Source organism: Bradyrhizobium sp. WD16 (genome assembly GCF_024181725.1).
Taxonomy (GTDB): domain Bacteria; phylum Pseudomonadota; class Alphaproteobacteria; order Rhizobiales; family Xanthobacteraceae; genus Bradyrhizobium_A.
This window is the reverse complement of the sequence record NZ_CP028908.1, coordinates 870346-887954: the sequence shown is the minus strand read 5'-3', so window position 1 is coordinate 887954 and position 17609 is coordinate 870346. Positions and strand designations below refer to the sequence as shown.

General features: G+C 67.3%; 15 protein-coding genes and 1 pseudogene. 5 read left to right on the top strand and 11 right to left on the bottom strand.

The window, feature by feature from the left end; genetic code table 11:
* Positions 1–53 precede the first annotated feature (53 nt).
* From DB459_RS04170 to DB459_RS04160, 3 genes are read right to left on the bottom strand one after another with little or no spacing between them, the layout of a single operon-like run.
* Positions 54–905, bottom strand: a complete 852-nt coding sequence (locus DB459_RS04170; protein ID WP_253711683.1) for an ABC transporter permease — start codon at positions 903–905, stop codon at positions 54–56.
* The gene (locus tag DB459_RS04165; protein ID WP_253711682.1) at positions 902–1681 is read right to left on the bottom strand and encodes an ABC transporter ATP-binding protein; all 780 of its coding nucleotides are present in this window, start codon (positions 1679–1681) and stop codon (positions 902–904) included. The genes DB459_RS04170 and DB459_RS04165 overlap by 4 nt, the downstream gene beginning before the upstream one ends.
* A gap of 21 nt (positions 1682–1702) precedes the next feature.
* A complete protein-coding gene (locus DB459_RS04160; RefSeq protein ID WP_253711681.1) occupies positions 1703–2710 on the bottom strand; it encodes an ABC transporter substrate-binding protein in 1008 nt (335 codons plus the stop codon).
* Positions 2711–3196: 486 nt separating this feature from the next.
* Here DB459_RS04160 and DB459_RS04155 point away from each other — a divergent pair, with 486 nt between their 5' ends.
* The 4 genes from DB459_RS04155 to DB459_RS04140 are packed head-to-tail and all read left to right on the top strand — an operon-like array spanning position 3197 to position 7542.
* Complete coding sequence (locus tag DB459_RS04155; RefSeq protein WP_253711680.1) at positions 3197–4330, top strand: acyl-CoA dehydrogenase family protein; 1134 nt, start codon at positions 3197–3199, stop codon at positions 4328–4330.
* Entirely contained in the window at positions 4327–4674 is a 348-nt protein-coding gene (locus DB459_RS04150; RefSeq protein ID WP_253711679.1) for a DUF3088 domain-containing protein, read from the top strand. The genes DB459_RS04155 and DB459_RS04150 overlap by 4 nt, the downstream gene beginning before the upstream one ends.
* Positions 4675–4686: 12 nt before the next feature.
* Positions 4687–6129: an NAD(P)-binding domain-containing protein gene (locus tag DB459_RS04145; RefSeq protein ID WP_253711678.1), complete on the top strand. Its 1443-nt coding sequence runs from the start codon at positions 4687–4689 to the stop codon at positions 6127–6129.
* A 3-nt stretch (positions 6130–6132) separates the two neighbouring features.
* Positions 6133–7542 carry an LLM class flavin-dependent oxidoreductase gene (locus DB459_RS04140; protein WP_253711677.1) on the top strand — a complete coding sequence of 470 codons (1410 nt, stop codon included), beginning with the start codon at positions 6133–6135 and terminating at the stop codon, positions 7540–7542.
* Between the two features lie 19 nt (positions 7543–7561).
* Here the strand turns inward: DB459_RS04140 and DB459_RS04135 are convergent, their stop codons facing one another.
* From DB459_RS04135 to DB459_RS04105, 7 genes and pseudogenes are all read right to left on the bottom strand, one after another.
* Complete coding sequence (locus DB459_RS04135) at positions 7562–8377, bottom strand: MetQ/NlpA family ABC transporter substrate-binding protein (RefSeq protein WP_253711676.1); 816 nt, start codon at positions 8375–8377, stop codon at positions 7562–7564.
* A gap of 46 nt (positions 8378–8423) precedes the next feature.
* Positions 8424–9783: pseudogene (locus tag DB459_RS04130) on the bottom strand (LLM class flavin-dependent oxidoreductase).
* Between the two features lie 53 nt (positions 9784–9836).
* Positions 9837–10466, bottom strand: a complete 630-nt coding sequence (locus DB459_RS04125; RefSeq protein WP_253711675.1) for a flavin reductase family protein — start codon at positions 10464–10466, stop codon at positions 9837–9839.
* Positions 10467–10563: 97 nt separating this feature from the next.
* Complete coding sequence (locus DB459_RS04120) at positions 10564–11793, bottom strand: acyl-CoA dehydrogenase family protein (protein WP_253711674.1); 1230 nt, start codon at positions 11791–11793, stop codon at positions 10564–10566.
* Positions 11794–11846: 53 nt separating this feature from the next.
* The gene (locus tag DB459_RS04115) at positions 11847–12851 is read right to left on the bottom strand and encodes an NrtA/SsuA/CpmA family ABC transporter substrate-binding protein (RefSeq protein WP_253711673.1); all 1005 of its coding nucleotides are present in this window, start codon (positions 12849–12851) and stop codon (positions 11847–11849) included.
* Between the two features lie 19 nt (positions 12852–12870).
* Complete coding sequence (locus tag DB459_RS04110) at positions 12871–13587, bottom strand: ABC transporter ATP-binding protein (protein WP_253711672.1); 717 nt, start codon at positions 13585–13587, stop codon at positions 12871–12873.
* Positions 13584–14459 carry an ABC transporter permease subunit gene (locus DB459_RS04105; RefSeq protein ID WP_371926860.1) on the bottom strand — a complete coding sequence of 292 codons (876 nt, stop codon included), beginning with the start codon at positions 14457–14459 and terminating at the stop codon, positions 13584–13586. The genes DB459_RS04110 and DB459_RS04105 overlap by 4 nt, the downstream gene beginning before the upstream one ends.
* A 375-nt stretch (positions 14460–14834) precedes the next feature.
* On the opposite strand from DB459_RS04105, the gene DB459_RS04100 reads away from it, so the two are divergent.
* Positions 14835–15896 carry an LLM class flavin-dependent oxidoreductase gene (locus DB459_RS04100; RefSeq protein ID WP_253711671.1) on the top strand — a complete coding sequence of 354 codons (1062 nt, stop codon included), beginning with the start codon at positions 14835–14837 and terminating at the stop codon, positions 15894–15896.
* Between the two features lie 103 nt (positions 15897–15999).
* Here the strand turns inward: DB459_RS04100 and DB459_RS04095 are convergent, their stop codons facing one another.
* Entirely contained in the window at positions 16000–17340 is a 1341-nt protein-coding gene (locus DB459_RS04095) for an LLM class flavin-dependent oxidoreductase (protein ID WP_253711670.1), read from the bottom strand.
* Between the last annotated feature and the right edge of the window lie 269 nt (positions 17341–17609).

Here is a 17609-nt window from a genome sequence, read left to right as displayed (position 1 = left end):
GGTTGATGAAGGTCGTCGCCGTGACAGGCGGCGGCCGCGGCTGCAGGGGCCGACTACCGCTGCATGCCCCAGCGCCGCACTGTCGCCGCCTCGAGGGCGCGGAACAGGCCGAACTCGACCACAAGCCCGATCATGATCACGGTGACGAGGCCGGCGAACACCTTGTCGGTGAACAGTTCGTTGCGGTTGCGGAAGATGAACCAGCCGAGGCCGCCGCGGCTGGCGCTGACCCCGAACACCAGTTCGGCGGCGATGAGCGTGCGCCAGGCGAACGCCCATCCGATCTTCAGCCCCGAGATCACCGAGGGCAGAGCCGAGGGCACCAGGATGTAGGCGATGTAGCGCGCTCCGCGCAGGCCGTAATTGCGCCCGACCAGGCGGTGAGCGTCGGGCACGGCCTGGAAGCCGGTGAATGTGGCAAGGGCGAAGGGCCACAGCACCGAATGCACCAGGACGAAGATCAGGCTGTTCTCGCCGAGGCCGAACCACAGCATCGCCAGCGGCAACAGCGCGATGGCCGGCAGCGGATTGAACATGGCGGTCAGCGTCAGCAGCGCCTCGCGCAGCAGCGGACTGACGGTGGCGAACGAGACCAGCACGGCGGCGATCGCCACGGCAAGACCATAGCCCTTGAGCAGGACCAGGATGGAGGCCGCAGCCGATTGGGCGAGATTCTCATGGGCGAGCGCGTCCCACAGCGCGTCCGCCGTCTGGGTGAAGCTCGGCAGCAGCATCGGATTGTCGGCGAGAATGGCGGCGGCCTGCCAGATCGCCGCAAGCGCCGCCAGCACGACGACGCGGCGGCCGAGCGGGGTTCTCAGCAACGCTGCGCTGCGCCGCGCGCCGACCGGCCGCGCCCGCAGGCCCACGGCCTGGCGCCGAGAGAGTTCGACTTGTTCCGTCATGCTGCCGCTCCGTGCACCCGGTCGAACAAGAGGCCGTGGATATCGCGCACCGCGGCCTGGAAGCGGGGACTGTCGGGCCGGCTGAAGTCCGGTTCCGCGGTGTCGAAACTGGCGACGGTGCGGCCCGGATGCGGACTGAGCAGATGCAGCCGCGTGCCGATCAGGACGGCCTCGTCGATGGCATGGGTGACGAAGACGAGGGTGAAGCGGCGCTGCTCGGCGAGCCGCATCAGGTCATCCTGCAAATGACGACGGGTGAGGGCGTCGAGCGCCGCGAACGGCTCGTCCATCAGCAGGATTTCGGGCTCGGCAGCCAGCGCGCGGGCGATCGCCGCGCGCTGCTTCATGCCCCCGGAGAGCATGTGTGGATAGGCGTCGAGAACGTGGCTCAGTCCGACCTCGGCAAGCGCCGCTTCGGCGGCCTGCCGCGCCGCCTTCGTGGCCAGCCCGCGCGCCACCTTGAGCGGAAAGGCGACATTGTCGCGCACCGTCTTCCACGGCAGCAACTGATCGAATTCCTGGAAGACGACGATGCGGTTGGGCCCCGGCGCGGTAATCTCGCGGCCGTCGAGCAGCACCGCGCCCTCGCTCGGCCGGATGAAACCGGCGATCGCCTTGAGGATCGACGACTTGCCGCAGCCGGACGGTCCGAGCAGCACCAGACGCTCGCCCCGACCGACCTGGAATCCGACGTGGTCGACGGCCCGCACCGGCCCGCGCTCGCCGTCGTAATCGAGCGTCAGCCGCACGGCTTCGAGGAGAACCGGATGTCTCATGGCTGCTGCCGATCTTCGCTGTCAGCTTCCCGGCCGCCCATGCAGTTCTTCGAACGTGTAGTCCTTCCAGCTCGCCGGCTTGTTCCTGATCGCGCCGATCCTGGCGAGGAAGCTCGCATATTTGAAAGTGCCCTGAGGCGTCGTGGTGAAGGACACGTCGGGGTTATCGATCACGGAGCGGATGAAGGCCGGATCGAGCTTGGACTGCTCCACCCTGATATAGGTCGCGGCCGCTTCGGCCTTGTGGGTGGCGATCCAGTCCGACGCTTCGGTCAATGCGTCGAACAGGGCCCTGTAGGTCTTGGGATTTTCGCTGCGGAACCTGGTGGTGGCGTAAAGCAGTGTCGGGGTGATGCGGCCGCCCATGATGTCATAGGAGCTGAGCACCTTGTGCACCTTCGGGTTCTGCAGCGCCTGCTCCTGGAATGGCGGGTTGGAGAAATGGGCGGTAATGGCGCCGGACCCCGACAGCAGGGCGGTGGTTGCGTCCGGATGCGGCAGGCTGACGGTGATGTCGTCGAGCGCGTTGTACTTGCCTTCGCCGAATTCCTTCTCGGCGGCGATCTGCAACAGGCGCGACTGCTGCGATACCACCACGGCCGGCAGCGCGATCTTGTCGGTCTTGGTGAAGTCCTTCAGCGTCTTGACATCGGGGTTGCTGGTGATCAGGTAGTTCGGCTGCTCGCCGAGCGCGGCGACGATCTTGACGTCGCTGCTGCCCCTGGTGCGGTCCCACAACACGATCACCGGACCGGCACCGGCGCCGCCGACGTCCACGGCGCCCGACAGCAGCGCGTCATTGATCGCCGCGCCGCCGCTGAGCTTGATCCATTCCACCGCGATGTCGACGCCCGCCGCCTTGCCGTGTTTCTCGATCAGCTTCTGGTCGCGCATGACATGCAGCGGCAGATAGACGGTGCCGAACTGCTCGACGATCCGCAGCCGTCCTTCGGCGCGGGCGCCTGAGGTCAGCGGCGCCGACAGCAGCGCGAGCATCGAGAGCAGAACGGGCAGGCGCCGGGCGGACATGAGGAACTCCTGAAGGGCATGATCGCCGCCGGCTGGTCTTTCCGCGCGGAGCTGCGTGCCGACATTTGTCGGCAAGGAGGGGCCGATGGCAATTTCGGAATTGTCGTCGATACGAAAGCTCCGTTCTCCGGAACGACGGAATTGGAGAATGGAGTCGCTCCAGGCGCGAGGCGAGGATTTGGCTCCGCGCAGGGCTCGTGTCGTTGCGCGCGCGAAATGCAATTGACGCCGTCGCAACGATCATCTTCCGGATGCCTCAATCGCGCTGTCTTCATTGTCTCGCGATGAAAACAACGCGTGTTTCGTTTCATTGACTCAACCACTGGCGCTCATAGGATTTAGAGCGCGACCGGCAGCGCGATGCGCGGCTCGCGCACGCGGATGATCGTTTCGTTCACTTCACGCCGGAGCCCGTCGATGAATCAGATTCTGCGTCCCAGGCCTGAGCAAAGTTCGGTTTCGCGCCCGCACCTCCTCGATGACGACTTGCTGCGGAAGATTGCCGCTCGTGCGGCGGGCGACGACCGCGACAACCGCTTCTTCTACGAGGATCTCGAGGATCTGCGCGCGGCGCGCTATCTGGTGCTGGCCGTGCCCGAGGAGTTCGGCGGCCTCGGCCTGTCGATACCCGAACTCGTCGCCGAGCAGGCCCGGCTCGCCTATCATGCGCCGTCGACGGCGCTCGCCATCAACATGCATCTATACTGGACGGGTGCCGCGGCGCATCTGTGGCGCAGCGGAGATCCCTCGTTGGAGTGGCTGTTGCGCGAAGCGGTCGCCGGCAAGATCTTCGCGGCCGGGCATGGTGAGATCGGCAACGACCTCGGTCTTGCCAGTTCGGCGGTGGTGGCCGAACCGCTCGGCGACGGCGGCTATCGTTTCACCGGCCGCAAGATCTTTACCTCGCTGTCCCCGGTATGGGACTGGCTCGGGCTGCATGCGCTGGACAATTCCGATCCGGCGCATCCGAAGATCGTTCACGCCTTCATCCGCCGCCAGGATGCGGGCCATCGGACGGAGCAGACCTGGGATACGCTCGGCGTGCGGGCGACGCGCAGCGACGACACCGTGCTCGAGGGCGTGGTCGGCCTGGCGCCTCACGTCGCCCGGGTGCTGCCGGCGGGCCCGCCGTCCGATCCCTTCATCGGCGCGATCTTCGGCTCCGCCATTCCGGGCATCAGCGCGGTTTATTACGGGCTCGCCAAGCGGGCGTTCGATCTGGCGCTGGAGAGCGCCGGCCGTCGGGTCTCGGCGGCGCTGGGCGGCAAGACCTACGCCCATCATCCCTATACCCAGCGCGACGTCGCCGAGGCGGCCATCGAGCTCGACAGCATCTGGGCGCTGCTCGACCGCATCTCGCGGGAGTGGGCGGATGGCGTCGACCACGGCGAGCTGTGGCCGGCCAAGCTGGTGGCGGCGAAGCAGCATAGCGTCGACGGCGCGCGGCGCGTGGTCGATCTCGCCACCAAGATCGCCGGGGCCGGATCGCTGTACAGGAAGAACGAGCTGGAGCGGCTCTATCGCGACGTGCGATCCGGACCGTTCCATCCGCCGACCTCGGACGTGGCCTATGACCTGATCGGCAAGTCCTATCTCGGTGTTCTCGGCGAGGTTCAATGAGTCGCGCCCGTCTCTATCTGCTCAGTCCGGGCTTCGAGGATCCATCGCGGCCCGGCCGGTTCTTCGTCTGTCCGCACTGCAACACGATCGAGGGGTTGCTGAAGTCCTTTCCGGGCCTCGCGACCCAGCTCGATGTCTTCCGCCTGCCGTTCCCGAAGCCCCGCCGGGTGCTGGTCGAACTGCTCGGTGAGCAGCACCAGTCGCTGCCGGTCCTGGTGTTCGCCGATACCGTGCCGGTGCCGGCGGACGCCAAGATCGCCAATGGCCATCGCTATCTCGATGCGACGGATCGCATTCTCGCGATTCTGGCGGAGCGCTACGACTTCCCGCAACTTCACGATTGATGCCCTGATCCCATGTCGACGACAGATCCCGATTTCACCGCCCGCGAAACCCTGCGCCTGATCGGGCCGGCGCCCGACAACTGGGTCCCGCGCCAGACCGGCATCGACCACAACGTCGCCATCATCGGCGGCGGCCAGTCGGGGACCACCTTCGCGTTCGCGCTGCGGCGGGCGGGAATCGGCGAGGTCACCGTGCTGGAGCGGGCTTCTGAGGAGACCGAAGCCGGCGTCTGGCTGTCGCGCGCCCGCATGCACAAGCTGCGGACACCGAAAAATCTGGTGGGACCGGACCTTGGCCTGCCCGGCCTGAGCTTCCAGGCCTGGTACGAATCCCGTCACGGCGCCAGTGCCTATGCCGCGATCGACCGCATCGCGCGCACCGACTGGGCGGCCTATCTCAACTGGTTCCGCAGCACTGTCGACGTGCCGGTGCGTTTCGGTACCCGTCTGAAGCGGGTGGAGCCTGCGGCCGATCATCTGCGGCTTCACCTGTCGGGTCCCGCCGGCGACACGGTGGAGACGGCGCGAAAGCTCATCCTCGCCAACGGCGTCGACGGCAGCGGTGCGCCGAACATTCCGGTGCTGTTGCGCGACAATCTGCCGGCCGATCTCTATGCCCACACCTCCGATCCGGTCGATTTCGCGGCGCTGCGCGGCAAGTCGGTGGCCGTGCTCGGCAGCGCCGCCTCGGCGTTCGACGCCGCAGCGGTCGCCCTCGAATCCGGCGCCGCCGACGTTCACCTGTTTGCCCGGCGCACCGCGCTGGCGTCGTTACCGGTCATGCGCGTCCGCGGCTATCCCGGCGCCTACGACAACTACTACGCGCTGCCGGATGCGGCCAAATGGCAGCAGGCCCGGCGCTTCCGTCAGGCCGGATCGACCCCACCGCCGGACTCCATCAGTCGCGTCACCAGGTTTGCCAATTTTCATCTGCATCTCGGCGCGTCCTGGCGCGATGTCCGCCACCAGGGCGGCAAGGCGATCATCGCGACGGCGTCGGAGCGCCTCGGCTTCGATTTCGTCATCGCCGGCACCGGCTATGTGACCGACGTTGCGGCGCGCGACGAGCTGCGCGACGTCGCCGGCGACATCCTGCTCTGGCGCGACCGCTTTCTGCCGCCGCCGGACCAGCGCGACGAAGCGCTGGGCGCCTATCCCTATCTCGGCGCCGGCCACGAATATCTCGAAAAGCAGCCGGGCCGGGCCCCCTATCTGAAGAACATCCATGTCTTCAACCCGGGCGCCTTCGTCAGCTTCGGCCTGCCGGTGGGCGACGTGCCGAGCTTCAGGCGCGATATCCCGGGCGTCGTGGCGCGGATCAGCCACGACCTGTTCTTCGCCGATCTTGCCGTCCATGAGGCGCGCATCAACGGACCCATCGCCGACGACTTCAGCCCCGATCTCTACGCAGATGCCGTCTGGCGGCCGGCCGTGGCCCACGTGGCGTCGGCATAACCCATGACCAAGGACATCCGCCTCAACGCCTTCATCATGAACACGGTCGGGCATGTCGCCCCCGGCCTGTGGACTCATCCGCGGGACCATACGGCCGACTACCGGCGCCTGACCTACTGGACCGAGCTTGCCCAGCTGCTCGAGCGCGGGTTGTTCGACGGCATGTTCATCGCCGACGTGATCGGCGTCTACGACGTCTTTCACGGCGATCGCGACTTCGCCATCCGCCATGCCGCCCAAGTGCCGGTCAACGATCCGCTGCAGCTGGTCACGGCCATGGCGCTGGTAACGCGCCATCTCGGCTTCGGCGTCACGTCTTCGGTCTCCTACGAGCATCCCTACACCTTCGCCCGCCGCATTTCGACGCTCGATCATCTGACCGAGGGCCGGATCGGCTGGAACATCGTCACCTCCTATCTCGACAGCGGCGCGCGGTCGGTCGGCCAGGATGCGCTGGCCGCGCATGACGATCGTTACGCCTACGCCGACGACTATCTCGATGTCTGTTACAAGCTGTGGGAAGCAAGCTGGGAGGACGATGCGGTGCTGCGCGACAGGTCGCGCGGCGTCTTCGCCGATCCGGACAAGGTCCATGCCATCCGTCATCGCGGACCGCATTTTCACGTCGATGGCGTCCATCTGTGCGAACCCTCGCCCCAGCGCACGCCGGTGCTCTATCAGGCCGGCGGGTCGGGGCGCGGGCGCCAATTCGCCGCCCGGCATGCCGAGGCTGTGTTCATCGGGGCGCCGACCACGGCCATTCTCAAGACTTATGTCGATTCCGTCCGCGCCAGCGCGGTGGCGCAGGGGCGCGCCGCCGACGACGTCAAGGTCTTCAACATGCACACCGTGGTGCTCGGCCGCACCGATGCGGAGGCCGAGGAGAAGCACCGCGACTATCGCCGTCACGTGAACCGGGACGCGGCCTTGACGCTGCTGTCGGGCTGGACCGGGATCGATCTCGGCAAATACGAGCTCGACGAGCCGCTGCGTCACGTCAAGACCAATGCCGGCCAGTCGGCGGTTGAGACCTTCAGCACGGCCGATCCGGCCCGCACCTGGACGATTCGCGAGCTCGCCGACTGGGTCGGGATCGGCGGTCGTGGTCCGGTCACGGTCGGCTCGCCCGCAGCCGTTGCCGACGAACTGGAGGCGTGGATGGACGAGACCGGCAGCGACGGGTTCAATCTCGGCTCGGTGGTGATGCCGGAAACGTTCAAGGACGTCGTCGAGCTGCTGGTTCCCGAGCTGCAGCGGCGTGGCCGCTACAAGCGCGATTATGCCGCCGGGACCTTCCGCGACAAGCTGTTCGGGCGCGGGCCGCGTCTGGCGCCGAGCCATCGCGGGCGTCAGGTGAAGATCGACGACGCCGGCGAGCCGGCGGCGAGAGAAAGCGTCGCGGCCGGCGAATGACGCCGGCCGATGCGGTCCGCTACCTGAAATAGTCCGGCAGGGTGAAGCCGTCGTAGAAGCGATCCGCCCGGATCGCGGTCTTGAAGGTGTCGGACCTGTAGGCGGTGGCGATATCCCTCGCCCATCCCGTGTCGGTGTTGCCACGCCGCACCGCGACGACATTGACATAGGGGGTCGTCATTTTCTCCAGGGCGAAGGCGTTGGTCAGCTTCAAGCCGCTGTAGATCGCGAAATTGCCCTGGACCGCGGCATAGTCGACATCGTCCAGCGCCCGCGGCGCCTGCGCCGCCTCGAGCGGCACGATCTTGATGCCGCCGGGATTCTTGACGACGTCGAGTTCGGTCACGTCGATCGGCTTGCTGTCGCGGATCTCGATCAGACCGAGATCGCGCAGGATCCACAGCGCGCGCTGCAGATTGACCGGGTCGTTGGGCACCGCCACGATCGAGCCCGGCCTGATCGGCGTGCCGAGTGCGTGCTTCTTGGAATAGAGCCCCATCGGCGGGGTCGGCACATGGACGATGCCGACGAGGTCGGTGTTGTGGCGTTCGTTGAAGGAATTCAGGAACACCGTGTGCTGCATGACATTGGCATCGATGTCGTTGCGAAACACCGCGGTGTTGGCTTCGAGCCCCGTGCTGAACTCGACGTAGCGGATCTGATAGCCCCTCTTCTTCAGCTCCGGGGCGACGCCCGCCTTGAAGCCGTCGATATAGGGTCCCGGCACGAAGCCGACCTTGAGTTCGGGCTTGTCCGGCTGCTGGGCGCGGACGAGCGGCAGATTGCCGATGGACAGCGCCACGATGGCGGAGAGGAATAGCGTAAACGTCTTCATCGCGACGATCTCGATCCTGTGACGAGGTGAAGCAAGGTTGTCGCCGTTACGCGGAGATTCGCGCCTGCGTCGCGCCGGCAAACAGGTTTGGCGGCTTCGGCAGGCCGTAGTGATCGCGCAGCGTGGTGCCGCTGTAGTCGTGCCGGAACAGGCCGCGCCGGCGCAGGATCGGCAGCACCTGATCGATGAAGGCGTCGACTCCGCCCGGCAGCCACGGCGGCATGACGTTGAAGCCGTCGGCGGCGCCGCCTTCGAACCAGGCCTGGATCGCATCGGCGATTTTCTCCGGCGGGCCGGCGATCACCCAATGGCCGCGGGCGCCGGCAAGCCGCTGCACCAGCTGGCGGATGGTCGGCTGCTCGCGATCGACGATGTCGAGCACCAGCTGGAACCGGCTCGCCACGCCGCGCGGATGGCTGGCATCGACGAGATGGCGCGGGAAGGGACCGTCGAGGTCATGTCCGGCGAGGTCGAGGCCGGTGAGCTGGCGGAGCTGGGCCAGCGAATATTCGGGCTGGATCAGCTCGTCGAATTCCTCCTGCAGGCGATCGGCTTCCGCCTGGGTGCTGCCGATGAAGGGGCTGATGCCGGGCAGAATCTTGACGTGATCCGGATCGCGCCCGAAGCCGCCGGCCCGGCGCTTGATGTCGGCGTAGAACGCTCTCGCGCTGTCGACGGTCTGATGTGCGGTGAAGATCGCTTCGGCGACCTGGGCAGCGAAGGCGCGGCCGTCGTCGGAGGAGCCGGCCTGGACATAGACCGGCCGGCCCTGCGGCGGCCGGGGAATGTTGAGCGGCCCGCGCACGCGGAAATATTGCCCGACATGATCGATGGCATGGATTCGGTCGGTGTCGGCGAAGATGCCCGTCGCCGGATCATTGACCAGGGCCTCGTCCTCCCAGCTGTCCCACAGCCGCGTCACCACGTCGACGAACTCCCGCGCCCGCGCATAGCGCTCGGCGTGAGGCGGATGTTCCGGCAGTCCGAAATTCTGCGCCGCCTGGGGCGCGCTGGTGGTGACGATGTTCCAGCCGGCGCGGCCACGGCTGATGTGGTCGAGCGAGGCGTAGAACCGCGCCAGATTGTACGGCTCCATGTAGCTCGTCGAGGCGGTGCCGATCAGTCCGATGCGGCTCGTCGCCGCCGCCATCGCCGACAGCCAGGTCAGCGGTTCGAGCCGGAAGCGCTGGGCAAAACGAACGTTGTCGGCAAGGGCCGGCCCGTCGGCGAAGAACACCGCGTCGAGCTTGGCCGCCTCGGCCCGCCTCGGCCCGCTTCGCCAGATCCTGATAGAAAGAGATGTCGAGCACGTCCTGATAACGCGATCCGCCGTAGCGCCATGCCGCCTCGTGATGACCGCCGGGGTAGATGAAGAGATTGAGGATGAGTTGTCGGCGTTGGCTCATGGTCGGTCTCGCTGTCCGGGTTCGATGACGGGAGGAAAGCTGAAGGGCATGGATCAGGGGCGATGCGGGATCGCGGCCGTCGGGCGGGCTGTCGTGTTTCGGGGCGGCAGGCTGACCTCGGCGAGACGATCGAGATCGTGGTCGTGCATCAGGCGCACATAGTCGCCGTTCCAATAGGCCAGCGCCGAGATATCGCCGGAGAGCGATATCGCAACCGGGCGGCCGATCAGGACGGCACGGGCATAGCGGATGTCGATGGTGTCGACTTCGCATTCGACCGTGGCAGCGGCATTGTCGAGCAGCGGAACTCCCGAGGCGCCCCGATGCCAGGCGAGGCCGTCGAACGGGAGGCCGTCGCCGGCGTCAGGGGCGAAGCGATCGGCGGTGTCGTCCTGGCCGGCACCGAGGATGCTGATTGCGAACTGGCGCTGGTCGGCGATGAGGGCAAGCGACGGCGAGGTCCGGCCAAGGCTGAGCAGCAGCCGCGGCGGATCGGATCCCAGCGACGACAGTGACGTGACGGCCGCGCCGGAAATCGCCTCGCCGCGACCGGCGGTGACGATGGCGACGATGCCGGCGAGGCGCTGCAGCAGTGCCCGATAGGCAAGGTCGCCGGTCGAGGCCTCGGCGCCGGACGTGGCGGCCGAAGCTTGGAGTGACGCTGACACCTCATGGTCTGGCATGGCGTTTCTCCTTTGGCGTAGTCCGTGTCCGAAGGTTGGGTCGGATGGTGGAAAGGCCCCCGCGCAATCCGCTGTCTTGCTCTGGCTCCGATTGGGTTCAGAAAAAGCCCTTGGCCGGCAGCGGCGTGCCGTTGATCTCGTGGTCGCCGATCGATCGCGCCTTGAGGGTGGTCGGATTGTGCGACGACAGCGTGCGGGCGTTGCGCCAGTGACGGTCGAGATTGTGGCTGCGCTTGGTGTTGGAGGCGCCGCCGACATCGAAGAGCTGGCTGCCGGCGCGCAGGGCGAATTCGTCGACCACGATCTTTGCCTTGGCGGCGAGGAGGGCGGCTCGATGGGCGGCGTCCGGCGCCGTGGCATCGCGCGCCTCGGCGGCGGCGCTGGAGACATCGAGGGCAGTCGCCGCTGCCAGCACCACGGCCTCGGCGGCGAAGGCCTCGCTGGAGATCTGGCCGACCGTCTGCTGCAGCAGCGGATCGTCGGCGGCGCGCTCGGCGGGCGCATAATAGAAGGTGCGCGGCCGGCTGCGGACCAGCGCCACGGCATCGCGATGAATGGCGCGCAGGATGCCGGCATTGACCGCGGTGACGAACAGCTGCGCATAGGTGTTGGCATAGGGAACGCCGTAGCCGACCTCCGGGGAATCGAAGGCGACCTCGTCGCGCGCGACCCGCACATTGCGGAAATGGGTGGTGCCGCTCGCCGTCAGGCGCTGGCCCATGCCGTCCCAGTCGTCGACGAGTTCGACGCCGGGGCGGTTCACTGGAATCACGGCCGCGGCCGTGGCGCCGGTGGGGTCGGCGGCGCGAACCAGCACGTAGTCGGCGAACAGCGTTCCCGTGCTGTAATACTTGGTGCCGTTGAGGACATAGCCGTCGCGGTCGGGCGTCAGCAAGGTGTCGGGGGTGACGTTGCCGACGCGCGGGCTGGCGAGTTCCGTGGTGGCGAGGCCGATGATCGCGCCGTTGACCACCGCCTTCTGCCATTCGCGGGCCTGGTCGTTGCGCGGACGGCGAACCTGCTGCTCGACGACGGCAAAATGGTTGCGCAGGATGTGCGCGACATTGGCGTCGGCCGCGGCGAGATGGATCACGATCTCGATCAGGTCGCGGATGGTGCTGCCGCCGCCGCCGTCCGCCTTGGCGATGCGCAGCGCTCCGAGCCGCGACTGGCGGATCAGGTCGATGGCTTCGAAGGGGAGGACGCGTTCGCGCTCGCGCTCGAGGGCGCCGGCGGCGATCTGGTCGAACAGCGCCTTCAGCTCGGCCGATTGGGCGTCGATCGGATCGGAGAGGCGGAGGGATTGAGACGAGATCGGCTTGTTCATGGGCATGCCTGCATGTGGAACGAAGTGTGGCCGCGGTCACCGGCGGCTGGCGGTCAGAGTCTGGCGAGATGGTCCGTGATCTTGACCGGCTCGGGCAGCACCTTGCGGGCCACCAGCCAGTCGGCCGCCCGCTGCAAATCAATCACGAAGGTGCTGTCATCCACCGCGAAGTAGCGGTAGCTCCGCTTCAGGGCGATGAAACGGTCGCGCACCGCGTCGCTGTATTTCGCCGCCTTCTGGGCGATGTATTCGGCGTCCTTGCCGTTGTCCGAGATCCATTGGCCCTCGGCCCGGAAGGCGGCGTTGACCGCCTTGACCAGATCCGGATTCTCGGTGGCGAATTTCCGGGTGGTCAGATAGGAGGTGTAGTCGATCTGAAAATCCAGATCGCGCTCCTCCAGGAACAGATCGTGCGCCTTGTATTCGAGGCGGGCGATGTCGACCCCGGGGCTCCACATCGACCATGCATCGACCTTGCCGGAGGCGAGCGCGGGTGCGGCGTCGGGCGGATTGAGATAGACGAATTTCACCGCCGAGCGGTCGATCTTGTGCTTCTCCAGCGCCGCCACCAGGAGGAATTCACCAAGCCCCGACCGGTTCACGGCCACCGATTTGCCGGCCAGATCCTCGATCCGGTTGATGCCGGAATCGTCCCGGGCGATGATCGCCGTGGTGCGCGGCTCGTAGACGACGAACTGGGTGAAGACCAGCGGCGAGCCGGCGATGATCGCGGCGAGGGCAGGTGTGGTGCTGCCGCCGAAGCTGAAGTCGGCGCTGCCGCCGGTCACCGCCTGCAGCGTCGGCGCATGGTTCGGAAACGGGCCGAGCCATTCCACCTTGATGCCGTCGGCCGCCAATGCCTTTTCGAGACCACCGCGCTCCTTGGCGATCAGGTTGAGACCGCTGAGCCCCCAGGTCAGGCGCACCTTGTCGGTGGTGCGCCCCGCGGCGGCACCGGATCCGGCGCCGAGCGCCGCCGCACCGAGGCCGGCGGCCGCGCGCAGCAGGCGGCGACGGCTCAGCGACGCGGGCGGGCGGGGAGAAATCGTCTCTGTCATCTTCAGGTCCTTGTGACGATCAGGCTGATCGGCGTGCCGCGACGCCGAGCTCGACAAGAAGCTCGGCGCGGGTCGCGGCGGCGCTGGCATTGACGATGCCGGGACGGTGTTCGAAGGCGATCGCGCCATCGCGCATCACCAGGATGCGGTCGGCCAGCGCAATGGCCTCGTCGACATCGTGGGTGACGAGCAGGACACCGGGGCGATGGCGGGCGACCAGTTCGCGCACCAGGCCGTGCATGCGGATCCGCGTCAGGGCGTCGAGCGCGGCAAAAGGCTCGTCGAGCAGCAGCAGTTCGGGCTGCTGCACCAGGGCGCGGGCCAGCGCGACGCGCTGGGCCTGCCCGCCCGAGAGATTGCGCGGCCAGTCGTCGAGCCGCTCGCCCAGCCCGACCTCGGCGAGCGCCGCGGCGGCGCGGCCGCGGATATCGTCGCCACTCAGGCCGAGGGCGACATTGCGCCACAACGTGTCCCACGGCAGCAGCCGGTGCTCCTGAAACACCACGGCAGGCCGCCGCGGTGCCGCGATCCGGCCGCCCTGGATCGGATCGAGGCCGGCCAGCGCGCGCAGCAGCGTGGTCTTGCCGCAGCCGCTCTCGCCGAGCAGGGCGACGAATTCGCCGCGCGCGATCGAAAGGTCAAGGCCGTCGATCACCACGCGATCGCCATAACGCCGCCGCAGGCGGCTGACGCTGACCGCAGGTGCCGTCGATGGCGGAACGACATGCAGCGTCATCGGGCCGCCCCGTAATTCGGATGCCAGGCCAGCAGGCGGCGCTCCAGCAGGCGGGCGATGGAGTCGGCCGCGACGCCGATCAGGGCGTAGATCACGATCGTCAGGACGATGACGTCGGTGCGCAGGAACTCCCGCGCGTCCATGGCGAGGAAGCCGAGGCCCGACTGGGCGCCGATGGTTTCGGCCACCACCAGGGCCAGCCAGGCGGTGGCCAGCGCGTAGCGGATGCCGGTCAGGATCGACGGCAGCGCGCCAGGCAGAATGACGCGGCGGATGGTCTCGATGGGGCCGAGGTGCTGCACTTGCGCAAGTTCGAGCAGCTTGGGATCGACCTGGCGGATGCCCAGCACGGTGTTGATGTAGATCGGGAAGGCAACCCCGAGCGCCACCAGGAAGACCTTCTCGGCCTCGCCGACGCCGAGCCAGACGATGACGAGGGGCAGCAGCGCCAGGAACGGTATGGCCCTGACCATCTGGACGCTGCGATCGATCGCCGCTTCTGCCAGGCGGGAGAAGCCGACCAGCGTGCCGAGCGCGAATGCGCAGGCGCCGCCGACGACAAAGCCCGCAACCGCCCGCAACAGGCTGGTGCCGAGATCGGTCAGCAGGCTGCCGCCGGCGGTGAGCTTGAACGCCGTCGCCAGCACCTTGCTGGGGGCCGGCAGGACCTGCGGCGACAGCCAGCCGGCGCGGGCGCCGAACTCCCAGGCGACCACGAGCGCGATCGGCGACACCCACGACAGAATGAAGAGGCCGCGGGCGCCGAGCGGCGCGGCTCCGCGATGCCGAACCGGCGCGGCAGAGCGCGCGCCGATGGCGGCACTGTCGGTTTCTGTCGCATCGAGGGCGACAAGCTGTCGAAGACTGCTCACTGCGAGGTTGCTCAAGCGTTGCTGGTATCGAGGGGCGAGTGACGATCCAAAGTCGTGGGCCACGAGACGCGTGGTCCGGGTCCGCAGCCGTCGCAGTGATGCAGTTCGCATCGCGCGCGGTCAGATGGTTGCATGCGAGCGAAATGTCCCACGATTTTCCGCAACGACAAATAGTCCGCTATTTCAATTGTTCGTCGTGGCGGAGTGTTATGATCTCGCGGCGACGCGCGGCGTGACAGGAAAATCTAAATGCCTGGAATCGCGCGCGATGTCGTTTCGACCAGCTTGATCCGGACGTGAGTTTGGCGACAACATCGCCTCGTCGCGCACGCATGAGGTCGACCGCTGCGCCTCGCTCCTGGAGAAGGGTATTCGATGTCTTCGCTTCGTTTCGGCGTCTGGGCGCCGGTTCATGGGCCGCGCGCCTCGCATCACGATCCCGACGAGCCCTTCGACGCGTCATGGGAGCGCAATCGGCAGCTGGTGCTCGAGGCCGAGGCGCTCGGATTCGATTCGACGCTGGTGGCGCAGCACACGATGAACCCGCACCAGGAGGATCTCGACCAGCTCGAAGCCTGGACGGCGGCAGCGGCCCTTGCTGCCCTGACCAGCCGGATCGAGATCATCGCGGCGATCAAGCCTTACCTGCAGCATCCGGTGGTGCTCGCCAAGATGGCGCTGCAGATCGAGAATATCAGTCGGGGCCGCTTCGCGGTCAATCTGATCAACGCCTGGAACCGGCCGGAGCTGGAGCGGGCCGGGATCGGCTTTCCCGAGCACGACGAGCGCTATGCCTACGGCACTGAATGGATTTCGGTGGTCGAGCGCCTGTTGCGCGGCGAGCGCGTGACCCACAAGGGCGCGCACTTCGACATCCGCGACTATGTTCTGCGGCCGCAGGATCAATACCGTGCGCGGCCGCCGATCTATGTCGGCGGAGAATCGGCGCCGGCGCGCGATCTCGTTGCCGCCCACGGCGACGTCTGGTTCATCAACGGCCAGCCGCTCGAGGACGTCCGCGCTCTGATCGCCGACGTCGCGGCGCGGCGTCGGCACGGTCCGCCGCTGCGCTTCGGGCTGGCGGCTTTCGTCATCGCCCGCGACACCGACGCCGAGGCGCAGGCCGCCTATCAGCACCTGCTTGCGCTCGCCGCAAAGGATGCGCCGATGCGCGCGGTGCAGCAGCAGAACACCGATCCAAAGGTGGTGATGATGCAGACGATGCGGAAATCGCCGCGGGTGGGGAGCAATGGCGGGACCGCGGCGGGCCTCGTCGGCAGCTATGACGACGTGGCGGGGCGGATCAAGGCGTTTCATGCGGCGGGGATCGAGCTCTTCATGCTCCAGTTCCAGCCGTTCGAGCGCGAGATGCAGCGCTTCGCCGCCGAAGTCATGCCGCGAGTCAGGGGGGCGAGGGGGCTGATGGCCACGGGCTGATCGGCCGCACCTCGTTCGCGGCATCTGCGGCGACGCGATGGGGGCCGCGTCGCCGCAGTCGTTTTTGCGGGTTCGTCGTCGTTGAGGGGTTGTCGTCGAGAGCTCAGGCGCGGGCGACGCTGCGCGCCGGCGTGGCATAGCGGCTCGGCGGTCGTGGCAGGCCGAAGTGGTCGCGCAGCGTCGTGCCGGCATACTCGTGCCGGAACAGGCCACGCTTCTGCAGGATCGGCACGACGGTGTCGACGAAGGTCTCCAGTCCGGTGGGCAGCACATCGGGCATCAGGTTGAAGCCGTCGGCGGCGCCGGCGTTGAACCATGCCGCGATATCGTCGGCGATCTGCTCGGGAGTGCCGACGATGATGCGGTGGCCGACGCCGCCGCCGAGCGCGCGCAGCAGCTCGCGCACCGTGAGATTGCCGCGCCGGGCAAGCGCGAGCGTGCCGCTGAACATGGTATGGTTGGCGTTGATCGGCAGCGGCAGCGGATCGGGCAGCGGCTTGTCGAGGTCGAGCTGCGCCGGATCGATGTGCAGCGTTCCGGCGAGACGCGACAGGCTGTATTCGACCGGCACTCGACTCCACAATTCGTCCTGGCGGCGCTTCGCTTCGGCTTCGCTGCTGCCGATCACGGTGGCAAGCCCCGGCAGGATGACGATCGAATCGCCGGGGCGGCCATAGGCGGCGGCACGGGCGCGCAGATCGCGCGCATAGGCCGCGCCTTCCTCGATGCTCTGCGCCAGGGTGAAGACCGCGTCGGCGTGGGCGGCGGCGAGATCGCGGCCGTCGTCCGAGCCGCCGGCCTGAACGGTGATCGGGCGGCCCTGTGGCGAGCGCGGCACGTTGAGCGGACCGGCCACGGTGTAGTGCGGCCCGCGATGGTTGATCGGGTGCACCTTCGAAGTGTCGACGAAGCGCCCACTCGCCTTGTCGCCGACGAAGGCATCGTCTTCCCAGCTGTCCCACAGGGCCTTGACGACCTCGGTGAATTCCTTGGCCCGGTCGTAACGCGCCTTGTGGTCGAGCGGGCCGTCGAGCCCGAAATTGCGGCTCGACGCCGCATCGGCCGTGGTGACGGCATTCCAGCCGGCCCGTCCGCCGCTGGCGTGATCGAGGCTGGCAAAGCGCCGCGCGATGTTGAAGGGCTCGTTGAAGCTGGTCGACACCGTGCCGATCAGTCCGACATGGCTCGTCGCTGCGGCAACGCTGGCGAGAATGATCGTCGGCTCCAGCGAGAAGAACGGCCGGTAGTCGATCCGGTCGGTGATCGCCGGCGTGTCGGCCAGGAAGATGGCGTCGAGCTTGCCGCGCTCGGCGATCTTGGCCACCCGCACGAAGTGTCCGAGGTCGAAGAAGGCTTTCGGATCGCTTTCGGGCAGACGCCATGCCGACGGGTAGACGCCGGAATGCAGCAGATTGACGTTCAGGTGGAGTTGACGGTTCGACATTCGCGAGGATCCTGCTGGGGTGCACGATCGTTATCGCGATCGAAGATCGGTTTGAAGCGGCGATATCGCTGGTTTCAGCATTCGAAACAGACGAAGCATCCGTCTCGGTCTTGAGAGATCAAATCGTGCGTCGATCTCGATTTGGTGGAAGAGATGCACTGCGGCAGAGACCGCGATCTGTCAGGATTCCGTGCTCCGCGGATCCCGGCGCGGCCGACAGGCCGGAGCGCGATCTCGTGAGGGCAATCTCGTGAGGCTTGAGGATCTGA